We start from the raw sequence: 13,922 nt of genomic DNA on the forward strand, positions 1-13,922 counted from the left end.
TAGAATAGAAGTTTCCTAAACTTTAGATAGGGGTTCGATTCCCCTCGGGGCTACTTTTTAAAAGTTAATTATTTGATGTTCAGCTATTTTTGTCGGGGGATTGTTTCATTCCCCCCTTTTTTATTCCCCGTTTGTCAAGAGAGGCTGTTCAGGTTTTGTTGATTGGTCGTTCGTCTTCCCCTTCATTGCAAATAGTGGTATGTTGTTATAAATTCAATCTTTAATCGGCTAGAATCAGAAGATTTTAGTTCTCTATCATCTTATTTTGTGTTAAATAAATATCGAATCCTGTTTTGAATATTTAGAACGTGTATTGAATGTTTTATGTATTATTCTGTCAATATTATTATTGTGGGTTTTTAAAAATAAAGATATATGGTGGTTTTGGTTCTAAAGCAAAATTCAGTGTTCGGCAAATGGAAAAGCCGTGCTACTTCGTAACATGTGTCAGACGGTTGTTTGTCCGGCAGCGGAAAGATTGTCGGGACAGGTTTTAACCGTTATAGTTCAAAAAAGTAATGAATAGAGGCAGATTTTTTTTCAGAAATTTCAAAGCCTCGTGGATATTTCGTTTTACGCCGCTTTCTGAAATGGAAAGTCGTTCGGCTATTTCTTTATTGCTTAGCCCTTGCTTTCTGCTTAAAATAAAAGTTTCCTTTTGACGTGGTGGTAATTGCTGTATCAGTATGTTTACGTATCGGTTCAAGTCTTCGGCAACTATCTGGTTTTCTATATCGCAATATTTTTTTTCTACTTGTTCCAATGTGTTTTTCAATGCTGTTTCGTTTAATGATTTGCGGTTCTGATTGAATGTCCGGTTGCGGGTAATGATGAATAATAGCCCGTCCAGGTCTTCGTTTTCGTCAAGCATGTCTTTATGTTCCCACAGTTTAATAAAAACGTCTTGTACGGTCTCTTCTATTTCGAATGTATCTGTCAGGTATAATTGGGCAAAACGATATACTTTTTTCCAATACTTATTATATATAAGTTTGAAAACAGTTTCATCCCCTTGTTTTAATAACTGTATTTTATTTTTCATATAAATTTTGTTTGCGTAAAAATACTAAAATTATAAACTAGTAAAAGAATATTTAGGACTTTATACCTGAAAAAATATTTTTTCTCATGTAACCCTTGGCCAATTTCAAGTGTGTTTATAATAAAAGGCCAATGTATGAGAGATAGAAATGATATTGTTAATAAGAAATTTGTTGCGGAATTTATGAAGCAACAATGGGACAGGATTGAAGAAGAAGTGGAAAATGAGAGTGATGTTGCTGTTGGAAATTTGATTTGGAATAAGATCGATAAACGCTTGCATGTGTCTCGTCGCTTTTATCGGTTAAAGGTTGTTTCGTCGGTCGCTGCGTCCGTTGCTATTTTGTTTTTGGCGGGATGGACCTATTTCATGTGGGGAAATAGGCTGTCAGACAAAATGTTGATTGTGGAAGCTGCGGAGAGCCGGAATTATATATTGCCTGACGGTTCCAAGGTGTGGATGGAGGCTGGCAGCCGTATTGAGTGTGCCGGAGACTTTTCAGAAAATCGGAACGTGAAGCTGGAAGGAAACTCCACATTCGAGGTTTTGAAACAGAATGGGAAACCTTTCAGGGTATATCTGGCGAATTCTTGTATTGAAGTAAAAGGGACATGCTTTTCTGTGAACCAGGATATAGCGGAAGCAAACGTCATTACATTGTATAACGGACGGATTGATTTCATATCAGCAGGAAAGGAGGCTGTTGAGCTGTATCCATCCCAGCAATTGGTATATGATAGCGTAAAGTTGAAATCAACTGTAAAGCTTATTTCTTCGAATATTTGCTGGGAGAACGGTGATTTCCGGTTTTCTGAAATAGCCCTTTCCGAGTTAGTTGACTTTATCGGACAGAAATACCGGGTTTCGATAGAGCTGGAAGGATTGAAGAAATTGAATATAACCGGGCGTATTCATTACGATGAAACATTGGATTTAGTGATAAAGAAGATATGTTTCAGCTTGAAGTTGAATTATCGTTTTGTGAATAACAAATATGTATTGTATAAGTAGTAGGGGAAAGTATTACACGTTTAAGAAAGTATTATACGCTAATACCTTTAAACTAATATTAATAAAAACAACAAATGAAAAAGAAAAAAATTTTGAGTGGGATTGGATGCAGGAGTTTTGCCCTGTTTCTGTCTTTTTGCCCTTTGTTGGAAGTCAATGCGGTCGATTCCGTTTTGGTCCGGGTCAAAGGACATTCGATGACGTTGACTCAAGTTGTTCAGCAAATCGAGAAAAACAGTGATTATTCTTTCTTTTATAATTCAGATGATTTGTCTGGAAATGTAAAGAAGGACTTCGATTGTAACGGTACAATTGAAGAAGTGCTGAAAAAGGTTTTCGAGTCCAGCGGAATCGAATACAAGATTCAGGGAAAAGATATCATTTTAGTCAGGAATGAGGAAGAAAATGCCGTGCGGCAGCAACAGAAAAAAAAGCAACGTAACATTACGGGACACGTCTCGGATGAAACTGGACTGCCGCTTGTCGGTGTCAATGTAGTGGTAAAAGGAACGACAACGGGAGTGATAACAGACTTGGACGGAAACTATACAATTCCTTTTTCCGGCGAAAGCGGAACGTTGGAATTCAGCTATATTGGCTGTAAGACACAGAGCATTTACGTAACTGACCAGGGCGTTATCAATGTCAAGATGGTTTCGGATAATGAAATGCTGGGAGAAGTGGTTGTAGTAGGAGCCGGAACTCAGAAGAAAGTCTCGGTCACGGGATCTATTGCGGCTGTAAAGGGGGCTGAGCTGAAAATTCCTTCTTCATCTTTGACAACCGCCTTGGCGGGAAAGCTTTCGGGTGTAATTGCCGTCACCAATTCCGGTGCGCCGGGAGAAACTTCTGACTTTTATATTCGTGGTGTCAGCACGTTTGGCGGACGTGCTACTCCGTTGATTTTGTTGGATGGAGTGGAAATCTCTTCGGGAGACTTGAATAATCTTCCGGCTGAAAGTATCGAAAGTTTTTCTATTTTGAAAGATGCGTCCGCCACCGCCATTTACGGTGCGAGGGGTGCTAACGGCGTCATGTTAATTACTACCAAAAGCGGTATTGAAAATTCGAAGGCAAGGGTGAACGCTTCCTTTGAATACTCTTTCCAGCAGCCAACGAAGCTGATGGAGTTTGTTGATGGAGCTACTTGGATGGAGATGTACAATGAAGCTATGTTGACACGCAATCCTACCCGTACTCCAAGATATTCGCAGAGTGATATAGATATGACACGCAGCCATGTGGCCCCGTATGCTTATCCGGATATCGACTGGTATGATTTGATGTTCAAAGATATGACTATGAACCAGCGTGCCAATATCAATGTGCAGGGAGGCGGTTCAAAAGTTTCTTATTATCTGAGTTTGCAGGCGAACCATGATACCGGTATGTTGAATATCCCCCAAAACTATTCGCTGAAGAATAATATCAACACTTGGAATTATACGTTTCAGAATAATATCGATTATAGGCTGACTTCTTCCACGAAAATCGGTTTGAGGATGAATGCGCAGGTTGGGCATTACACCGGACCTAAGACGGATGTCAATTCTTTCTTTTCCATGGTTTATGAAGATAGTAATCCGATTGCTATCGTCCCCTATTTCCCGGCAGCGGAGGGAGACAAGCATATACGTTTCGGAAATGCTTACTGGTCGGGTGAGTCGCTGTATAAGAACCCGTATGCTGAAATGTTGAATTCATTCAAGGAAAAAAACTCGACTACACTGAATACTTCGCTCAACCTGGAACAAAAGCTTGATTTCGTTACCAAAGGGTTGAAACTGACGGCGTTGGTAAATTTAAAGGCTTATGCCTATAACTCTTACGACCGTTCGTTGGAACCTTACTATTATCAGGTAGACCGTTCGACCTGGAATCCCGATAATCCCAATACATTCCTTTTGTCAAGGGTTGGGACTTCCGGTAAGGATTATATCGATGAGTCGGGAATAAGTCGTTACAGTGACAATACATTTTATTTCGATGTCCGTTTGGATTATAACCGTTCATTCGGCAGACATAATGTAGGCGGTTTATTGATGTATATGCAACGCGAATTCCGCAGTGACGTCAATCCGCATAGGAATCAGGGATTGTCCGGACGTCTTACCTATGACTTCGATCATCGTTATTTAGTGGAGTTCAATTTCGGTTATAATGGGACAGAACGTTTGGCTAAAGGTAAGCGTTTCGAATTTTTCCCTGCCATGTCTTTAGGTTGGGTAGCCAGTGGGGAGAAATTCTGGGAACCAATTAGACCTTATGTCAACCACCTGAAAATTAGAGGTTCTTACGGTCTGGTAGGAAACGATGAGACGGGTTCCGATGCCGGAGCTCCTCACTTCCTTTATTTTGACGATGTGACGATAGGCGGAAGTGGTTCTTACTCGATGGGCGTACGTGGAACCGATAAAAAATCAGGTCCTGGTTTTAACCGTTATGCTATTCAAGATGCTTGTTGGGAACGTGCCAAGAAATTGGACGTTGGCATTGATTTTGAGTTGTTCAACCAAGTAAGTATTACGGCAGACTTCTTCCACGAAAAACGTGACAGGATTTTAATGCAGCGTGCTTCGTGGCCGATATTTATGGGATATACGAATGCCATTCCTTGGAGTAATATCGGGGAAGTGACAAATAAAGGTTTTGAACTGAGCCTGAACTGGAGAAAAGAAATCGTCAAAGATTTGCATATAGATTTCCGCGGTAACTTTACTTACACCGCTAATAAATACGATTATATCGACGAACCTGAATATCCTTATACTTGGAAGAGTGAAACCGGAAAACCTATTTCAGCTACTTATGGATATATCGCGGAAGGGTTGTTTACCAGCCAGGACGAGATAAACAACAGTCCTAAACAGGATTTGGGAAGTACAGTCATGGTAGGAGACATCAAATACCGTGATATTGACGGGGACGGTATCATTAATGAAAACGACCAGGTCCTGCTTTCGCCTTATAACGGTTCGACTCCTCGTATCCAGTATGGTTTAGGGTTGAACGTGACCTATAAGAAACTGGATGTAGGCGTGTTCTTCAATGGTTCGGCAAAACGTACGCTGATGATGAATAATATTACGCCGTTTTGTACCGACGAACATCATGTAGACCACAACATCATGACATTCATTGCTGAGGATTACTGGAGCGAAGACAATCCGAATCCGAATGCTGCTTATCCGCGTTTAGGATTGACTTATTCGGATGTAAACAATAACATGGTTGCAAGTTCTTACTGGATGCGTAACGGTAATTTCATCCGCTTCAAAAATTTCCAGGTCGGCTATTCTTTTCCGTATTGCCGTGTGTATGTCAGCGGAGAGAATCTAGCTGTCTGGAGTCCGTTTAAAAACTGGGACCCAGAAGTCTGGTGGAATAAATATCCTTTACAGCGTACATTCTGTATCGGTGCACAAATTAATTTTTAAATAAAAAATTGTAGCTATGAAATTGATTAAAAAACTATTATATTTATTGGTGGGCGCTATTTGTTGCATGGTGAGCTCATGTAATTATCTGGATGTCGTTCCGACGGAACAGGCCGATGCCGACGATACGATGAAAGATGAAAGCACTACATTGGGATTCTTATATTCCTGTTATATTGCCTGCGGCCGTACAACTCCCTCTCATTACCGTTCCTTTGAAGCATCTACCGATGAGTTTGTCCTGTCTCCTTTCTGGGATACGTATCCGGGCCCGAACGTGGCATGGGGACGTGTGAATTCTTCTTACACCTCCGGTGACAAGGATACACCGATGATTTGGGATAATTTTTATAATTATATCGGGCAATGCAACCTATTCTTAAGGCAAATTGCCAAAAGTAATCCGGAAGGAGTGACCAATTTGCAGAAAGAACGTTGGATAGCGGAAGTCAAATTCCTGAAAGCATATTATCATTTCCGGTTACTGTCCGCATACGGTCCGATTCCTATTGTAGATGAATATCCCGACCAAAATACACCTACAAGTGCTTTACCGGGGCGTTCACATTTCGATTATACAGTCGATTACATTGTCGGCCTGTTGGACGAAGCGGTGGGAAGCAATGCACTACCTGCCTCTTGTAGTGGGAATGAATGGGGACGTGCCACCTCTACAGTTTGCAAGGCGTTGAAATCCCGTGTGTTGCTTTATGCCGCGTCTGATATGTGGAACGGGAAATTCCCATTAGGCTCATGGCAGAATGAGAATTATGAAACGCCGGGATATGGAAACGAGTTGGTGAGCAGGACGTATAATGAAGAAAAGTGGAAGAAAGCGTTGGAAGCCAGCTTGGATGCGTTGACGTTTGCAGAAGAAACCGGTTCGCGCAAGTTGTTACAGTGGGATCATATTTCTTCCATAGCGGAGAATCAGGGAGTCAAATATAGCGAGATTTATATACCGGGTGATGTCAATGATGAGTTTAAGAAGAAAGTCCTGTTGATGCGTTATTTGCATAATTCGTATGATGACGAAGGGAATAAGGAAATTATTTTCGCAACCTTTCCCAGTTCAAATTGGAATACGTCCGCATCGGTTCCTCATCGGGTTGTTTATAAAAACAATGCTTGGACAGGAGAATGGGGAGGCTTTGCTCCTACACTTTATACAATGGAACATTTCTATACGAAAAATGGAAAACTTCCGGAAAAAGATCCTGCTTTTACGAACAAGACCCGATGGCTGGAAGCCGGCAATGTCGACCGTGAGGAGATTATCAATTTGAATATAGGGCGTGAACCGCGTTTTTATGCATGGCTTTCGTTCGACGGGGACGACTACGGCCCGCTCTTGCGGGAAGGGAAACCGTTACGTTTGGATATGCGGGGTAACGATGCCAATACGGGAAAAGAAACAAGTGGGACACCGTGTAACGGATATGGTCCCGATTATCCGAGAGACTATTCGCCTACCGGTTTTCTGACCAGGAAATTTGTTCAGCCGGATTTGACATATACCGACAGTCATAACAGACGAAGCTATCCGGTGACATTGTTTCGTTTGGGAGAACTTTACTTGAATGTGGCAGAATGTTATGCGGCGTTGGACAATGCGGAAAAAGCGATAGAATATTTGAATGTCATACGTGAACGGGCGGGAGTTCCGGAACTGAAAATATCAGATGTACAATCCGGCATGTCGATTGAGGATTGGGTGAGAAGCGAACGTTTCATCGAGTTGTGGGGTGAAGGTCACCGTTATTATGACCTGCGGCGTTGGTTACTTGCCCCGGACATGTTGAAAGCGGGAGTACGTGAAGGCTTGAGTGTAGAAAAAAAGGTGAACCCGACTATTGAGGAATTTAATCAGCGGACACCCATATCGCAGGATTTTACCTGGACAGATAAAATGTATTTACTGCCTATCCATATTGATGAGGTTTACAGTGATCCGCAATTGGTACAGGCGCCGGGATATTAACAAATTAAACGAACGAAGGATATGAAACATTTATTTTTTAATATATTATTAGCGGGATGTTGTTTGTCGGCATTGGTATCTTGCGGTGACGAGACAGATGTATTGCCCAATTTCGCAAATCCGGAACAGGAAGCAACAGAAGCATATCTCTACCTGAAAGAGAATGGAGAACAAGAAGTGACCGTATATGCTGACGGAGAGTTTACAGACTATACTTTCACTGTCGTAAGAGGAGGAAAACAGGACTTGCCGGCGAGTGCGAAGCTAGCAGTCATGACACAGGAAGAAGTAGACGAAAATTACGGGTCGGACGGTTTTGATTATGTCATCATTCCGGATGGCAGTTACAAATTACCGAATCAGACGGAAATAATTTTTTCGGAGTCCGAAGATGTAAAAGACGTAACCGTATCACTCAATGCAAAACAGATGCAAGAGGCCGTTCTAATGATGATGGATGAAGTGGAGGAAGAAGGAAACGGTGAAGGAAGTGGGAGTGAAACGGAAAAAGTGAAGAGATATGTACTCCCTTTGAAATTGACGAGCGAGACAGACAGTGTCAGTGTAGAGAAAGACAAACTGTTATTGATAATGGATATTTCATCGCCGAAAGTTGAGCTGATAATAACGGAAAGCGAGATAGCGGTTGATGTCAGTGAGACGGCGGAAGTTTCCCTTTTTACACAAATTGCGGGGGTGGACGAGAATACCAGGACGGTTTCTTGTAAAGTGGATAAAAATATAGATGAGCTGGTAAGTGCTTATAATGTGGAAAATGGTACAGATTACATGGCTCTTCCTACAAATGCTTATCAACTGAATGGAGGAGATGAGGCTGTTTTGACCTTTGGACCGGGAACACTTTATTTGTCGTTGAAAATAGTATTTATTGAAGAGAACATAGCACCTCTTACGGACTATCTGTTACCGGTTAAACTTCTCCGTGGGGAAGGAATCGATGTAGATGAGTCAATCTGTTATATAAAGGTGAGCAATTATTCCTCCTTGCAAAAAATCAATCTGGTGAAGGATGACAATAATGATATACGGACGGAATATGGCTCGAAAAGTAGTTCCTCCGAATGGAACCAATGGAGCTTAATAGATGGTGATTTAAGTACGATTTGGCATTCCAGGTATAAGACAGGTCGTTATGAGTATATTTGCCATGAAAAGTATGGGCACTCTATTGATTTTCACGTGGGTAAGGATGGAGCATTGACTACAGTGATGTTTGAGTATGTGCTCCGTGGCGACTATGACAATGGGCATCCTTTGGAATTTACCATTTATACATGTGATGAGCGGTTGGATAGCGGGGAGTATGATTGGACAGGAGATGAAAGCGACTGGAAAGAACTTAAAAAATTCACTGTTGAAGAAGACCGCCTGCCTAATGAGCAGGGAGGTACATTCCGTTCTGAAATTCTGACTGCAGGACAGCCTTTCAAGTGGTTACGTTTCAGTGTGACCAAAGGTAGTGACGGAAAACAGGTCAAGGCGATGAATCATACGGAACAAGGTTTTTTCTCTTTGGCGGAAATATGTTTCTGGGGTAAATAAAGATCGTTTTAATTTAAAAGAACAAGGAAAATTATGAAACATCTGATATATGGATTAGTAGCTATAAGTAGCTGCTTAGGGGTTATTTCTTGTGATGAATCGGATTATGACTTGGACAAGATTGTGCCTCAAGAATCTTATAAAATCCTTTATATAAGAGATGATGGAGAACAGGAAGTATCTTTACTCAATACAGGGGAGGAACAGAGCTATACGTTTACGGTAATAAAGGGAGGGAGTGATCCTTCCCTGGCTGCCGAGGCGGATATCCGATTGATGTCACAGAGTGAGGTGGACGAGAAATACGGAGACTTGGATGGGTCGGATTATCGGATTATTCCTGCCGGGAGTTATACGTTGCCGGAATCACTTCATATCAGTATAGGAGCCGATGAAGGATATCAAACTGTTACGGTGTTGCTGAATGCCGCTCTCATTAAGGAGGCGATGGACCAAAAACCGGAAGCCGAATTTGTCCTGCCGTTGAAGTTGGTAAGCGGGACAGACCGTATCAATCAGGACAAGTCGGAACTTTTATTGAATTTCGTGGTACAAACTCCCCAAATAGCTTTCTCTACAAACTTTTATGAGCAGAATGTATATACTACTTATACGTTACCCATAAGTGCTACTTTGCAGAATTTGGAAAAAAATGAGGCGACAGTGTCTTGTTTGGTTCAAGTAGGAGACGATATAGATTTGCTTACTTATATTTATAACCAGGAGAACGGCACACATTATGAACCCTTCCCTGCCACAACCAATCTGACGTATCCCGATGGAAATCAATTGGTTTTCGTTTCCGGGACATTGGATAGCACCATTGACCTATTGCTTCGTGCCGATGGCCTGGATGAAGAAAAGGATTATTTATTACCGCTGCATTTAGTTGCGGATGATGGAACAGGTACTTTTGAACTCAGTAAAGATTATTATTATCTGGTAATCTCAAGCGGGTTGCCGCGGATTGTTCTGGAAGAAGAACAAGTAACTTCACCGTTTACTTACCACGGCAAGGACGGTGCGGGAATACCGGGGTTGATTGATGACGATTTGTCGACTTATTGGCATTCGGAGTATAGTGGAGAAGAGGAATATTGGGCAAAACGCAATGAAACGTACGGACAGTATATTGATATTGCCTTGAAAGAGCCGATACAGGTAATGAGTTTTTCTTATTCCACAAGGCATAATAGTGATGTGTGCATCCAGAAACTGACTATTTACACGAGTGCGGACGGTACAAACTGGACAGCGTTGAGGAAATTTGAGGAGGAAGCAGATAACCTGCCTCAAGATAAGGGAGGAACTTATACGTCGGATGCGTTAGGGTCAGAAACGTCTTATTCTTATATCCGTTTCAGTGTCACTAAGGCAGGTGATAGAAATATTCCTGAGTATTTTGTCAATCAGGCTGGCGAGGAAAAGCAATCATTCTTTGCATTGGGTGACCTGAGATTCTGGGGTAATTGACATTTATATTAATTTTGATACTGTAATATGAAGAAAAATAGATTGAATTCAATGATTTTCGGTGCGGCTTTACTCGTAATGTGTGGCTGTACGGAAGAATATGTTGTTGATCCGGACGTTATTTATGAAAACGGTAATATTGTTTCAGGTAAAGAACTGATAACTTACAATATATTGGTTGCCTGTGACAAACAGAGCGTGGATGCCCTTTCCGGAGGGAATGCTACCGTACATAAACAGAAGGTGGATGAATTTCTGGCAAATGCGGCAAAGTTTATCAATGATGCGGGACAGGGACAATTGAGGTATGAATTTAAGCTCGAAGCTCCCGACGAACTCGTGATTTATGATGAAAACTCAAAAACTTTTTGGCAAAGGTTTGAGAAAGAGAAAGCGGATGCCGGTTATGACATGATTCTGACAATGGACGGAGTCGATAACTATAATGAAGATTACAGGAATTGCCAGAGTGCCAACGGAAACATCCGCATGTGTTATAAAGGTGATAATGGGGCGGCGCATGACTATTTTAGCGGTGAAGATTATAAGGTCCTGGCACATGAATCCGGGCATGCTTTATTCGGGTTTGCTGACTTGTACATGACCGTTATCCAAGCTGAAAATAATGAGGTTAACGGAGAAGGGTATGAACCGGTGGATATCATGAATAAACAGAATAAGATGAGTGTCTGGTGCGATTATCATGTAGCGATGATTAACTTTGGAAGAATTAGAGGGCAAGAGAACTGGGAAACGACTGTCGATAATGCGAAAGAGCTGAAGATAACCGCTGTTTATGGGGGAGGACCGGCTACGGACGTAAAGATTAAGATTTACGGGGGAACCCAAAATAACAATGGATACGGTCAGGACCAAGGCGGATGGCAATATTGCGGTTCCATTAAGAAAGAATATGTATTGGAGGATAAAAAGACCGGTTCCGACGGTACAGTAATCATTCCTGCAACCGACTTGTACTATAAGAATCTGGCTCCAGGCATTGAATTCTGGCGTTCGGTCTTGATTGAGGCGGAAACTGACGGCAAGAAAGGTTACCTGTGGATACCTTATTATGAAATGCAGATGCCGGCATTAGAAAGCAATGGTGAAAATCTGACTTATGAGGCCTCTATTGAAATAAAGTAACAAACAGCAATAACATTCAACTATTATGAAGAAGGTATTTTTATTGGCTATGGGACTGGTTATGGCAGGCGGTATGCTCCGCGCGGATGACCGCAATGTCCTTATTTCGACTCCGCGGACGTCTTTTATGGTTATGGCCCCGAAAGGGGAAGAATTACGTTTTTCTTATTATGGAGATAAGATTACCCCGGAGCAGATTCATCAAGTGCACGATGCATGGGACGGAATTAACCGTTCCGCTTATCCGGCTTTCGGGGTAAACAATCAGTTGTTGACCGCGTTAAGCGTAACTCATGCAGATGGGAATCTGACAGTGGATTTGGTGGTAGATACTGTGGAAAAATGGAAGGAAGAACAGGCGGATGTCGTTAAGGTGCAATTGAAGGATAAACTTTATCCATTTCGCGTGGCAGTTTATTATCGCGCTTATACGAATTCCGATGTGATTGAAACCTGGACGGAGATTTCCCACCAGGAGAAAAAGCCTGTGTTGCTGAAACGTTTTGATTCCGGATGCATATATTTGCGGCAGGGAGATGTCTGGGTGTCTCATCTGAACGGCGCATGGGCTTCGGAGGCAAGCCTGACAACTGAACCGCTTTTGCGGGGAATGAAAGTTATTTCCAATATGGATGGTTCGCGTAATACACACACGTCACATGCGGAAGTCATGTTCTCGTTAGACGGCAAGCCGCAGGAGAATACCGGTAGAGTGATCGGAGCAGCCCTTTGCTGGACCGGAAACTATAAATTACGGATTGCGACGGAGAATAATTATCTTCATACGTTTTCTGCCGGTATCAACAATGAGTCTTCCGAATATACACTGGAGCGGGGTGAAGTGTTTACCACCCCGAAACTGGCTTTTACTTATAGTGATGAAGGGTTGAGCGGAGCCAGCCGGAATTTCCACCGCTGGGCGCGCAATGGCATGATTCACAACGGATGGAAAACACGTGATATTCTGTTGAATAGCTGGGAAGGCGTTTATTTGAAAGTGAATGAGGAGGTCATGGGACAGATGATGCATGACATTGCCTCAATGGGTGGAGAGCTGTTTGTTATGGACGACGGATGGTTCGGCGGAAAATATCCCCGTAACGTAGATAACAGTTCATTGGGGGACTGGGTGACTGATACGCGGAAACTGCCCAACGGCATCCGGGGATTGATTGACCGGGCAAAGAAAGAAGGCGTCAAGTTCGGCATCTGGATAGAGCCGGAAAGTACCAACTCGAAGAGCGAATTGTATGAGAAACATCCGGACTGGGCACTGAATGTGAAGGGACGTGCGCTGCTTTATGGACGTGGAGGTACACAGTTGCTTCTTGACATGACGAACCCGGAGGTACAGGATTTCGTTTTCGGTATCGTAGATGGCCTGCTGACTGAATATCCGGAAATCGCTTATATCAAATGGGACGCCAATGTGGAATTGAAAAATTATGGTTCATCTTATCTGCCGAAAGACAGACAGTCGCATCTCAATATCGAGTATCACCGTGGATTGGAAAAGGTGGTGCAACGTATCCGCGCCAAGTATCCCGATGTCGTGATTCAGGCTTGTGCTGCCGGAGGCGGTCGTATCAATTACGGATATATGCCGGGATTTGAGGAATTCTGGGTAAGCGATAATACGGATGCTTTACAACGTATCTATATGCAATGGGGAACTTCCTATTTCTTCCCGTCGAATGCAATGGCACAACATGTAAGCGCCAACCGTAATCATCAGACCGGGCGTATCGTTCCACTGAAATTCCGTTTTGATGTCGCGATGTCCGGACGTTTGGGCATGGAGATTCAACCTAAGGACATGAGCGAGAAAGACAAGGCGTATGCGAAAAAGGCAATTGCCGATTACAAAACAATCCGTGAGACCGTACAGTTGGGAAATCTGTACCGATTGATTTCTCCGTATGACAAGATGGGAGTGGCTTCGCTGATGTATGTTAACGACCAAAAGGACAAAGCTGTATTTTTTGCTTATAAAATGGAGCATTTCGTCGGTATGGGCATACCTCGTTTCCGTGCGGCCGGTCTGGATCCGAACCGGAATTACAGGATACGTGAATTATCCTTACCCGACGGAGAGAAACCTTGTCATCTGGATGGAAAAGTATTTTCCGGCGCCTTGTTGATGAATACGGGATTTGAAGTTTCTTTGAAGAAAGAGTATTCAAGCCGTGTTTTCGAATTGATGGCGGAATAATCGTTAAAGAAAGCAGTTATGAAACAAATGTTAAAATCGGTTTTCGCCGTGGGGTTG

Annotated in this window: 8 protein-coding genes; 7 read left to right on the forward strand and 1 reads right to left on the reverse strand. The window is 42.6% G+C overall.

The window, feature by feature from the left end; translation table 11 throughout:
- Positions 1-493 precede the first annotated feature (493 nt).
- Positions 494-1,042 (reverse strand): RNA polymerase sigma-70 factor, encoded by a 549-nt coding sequence (locus Q5076_RS05625; RefSeq protein ID WP_303011532.1) that lies wholly within the window; start codon positions 1,040-1,042, stop codon positions 494-496.
- A 135-nt stretch (positions 1,043-1,177) separates the two neighbouring features.
- Between Q5076_RS05625 and Q5076_RS05630 the strand changes: the two genes are divergently transcribed.
- The 7 genes from Q5076_RS05630 to Q5076_RS05660 all read left to right on the forward strand — a co-directional run bounded on the left by Q5076_RS05630 (position 1,178) and on the right by Q5076_RS05660 (position 13,865).
- The gene (locus Q5076_RS05630; RefSeq protein WP_303011533.1) at positions 1,178-2,053 is read left to right on the forward strand and encodes a FecR family protein; all 876 of its coding nucleotides are present in this window, start codon (positions 1,178-1,180) and stop codon (positions 2,051-2,053) included.
- A gap of 74 nt (positions 2,054-2,127) precedes the next feature.
- Positions 2,128-5,490, forward strand: a complete 3,363-nt coding sequence (locus Q5076_RS05635) for a TonB-dependent receptor (RefSeq protein WP_303011534.1) — start codon at positions 2,128-2,130, stop codon at positions 5,488-5,490.
- A gap of 16 nt (positions 5,491-5,506) precedes the next feature.
- Positions 5,507-7,471 carry a RagB/SusD family nutrient uptake outer membrane protein gene (locus Q5076_RS05640; RefSeq protein ID WP_303011536.1) on the forward strand — a complete coding sequence of 655 codons (1,965 nt, stop codon included), beginning with the start codon at positions 5,507-5,509 and terminating at the stop codon, positions 7,469-7,471.
- Positions 7,472-7,492: 21 nt separating this feature from the next.
- The gene (locus Q5076_RS05645; protein WP_303011539.1) at positions 7,493-9,034 is read left to right on the forward strand and encodes a DUF1735 domain-containing protein; all 1,542 of its coding nucleotides are present in this window, start codon (positions 7,493-7,495) and stop codon (positions 9,032-9,034) included.
- A gap of 33 nt (positions 9,035-9,067) precedes the next feature.
- The gene (locus Q5076_RS05650; RefSeq protein ID WP_303011540.1) at positions 9,068-10,507 is read left to right on the forward strand and encodes a DUF1735 domain-containing protein; all 1,440 of its coding nucleotides are present in this window, start codon (positions 9,068-9,070) and stop codon (positions 10,505-10,507) included.
- Between the two features lie 27 nt (positions 10,508-10,534).
- Complete coding sequence (locus Q5076_RS05655) at positions 10,535-11,653, forward strand: hypothetical protein (protein WP_303011542.1); 1,119 nt, start codon at positions 10,535-10,537, stop codon at positions 11,651-11,653.
- Positions 11,654-11,678: 25 nt separating this feature from the next.
- Positions 11,679-13,865 carry an alpha-galactosidase gene (locus Q5076_RS05660; protein ID WP_303011544.1) on the forward strand — a complete coding sequence of 729 codons (2,187 nt, stop codon included), beginning with the start codon at positions 11,679-11,681 and terminating at the stop codon, positions 13,863-13,865.
- Positions 13,866-13,922 lie beyond the last annotated feature (57 nt).

It is taken from the genome of uncultured Bacteroides sp., from assembly GCF_958445495.1.
Taxonomy (GTDB): domain Bacteria; phylum Bacteroidota; class Bacteroidia; order Bacteroidales; family Bacteroidaceae; genus Bacteroides.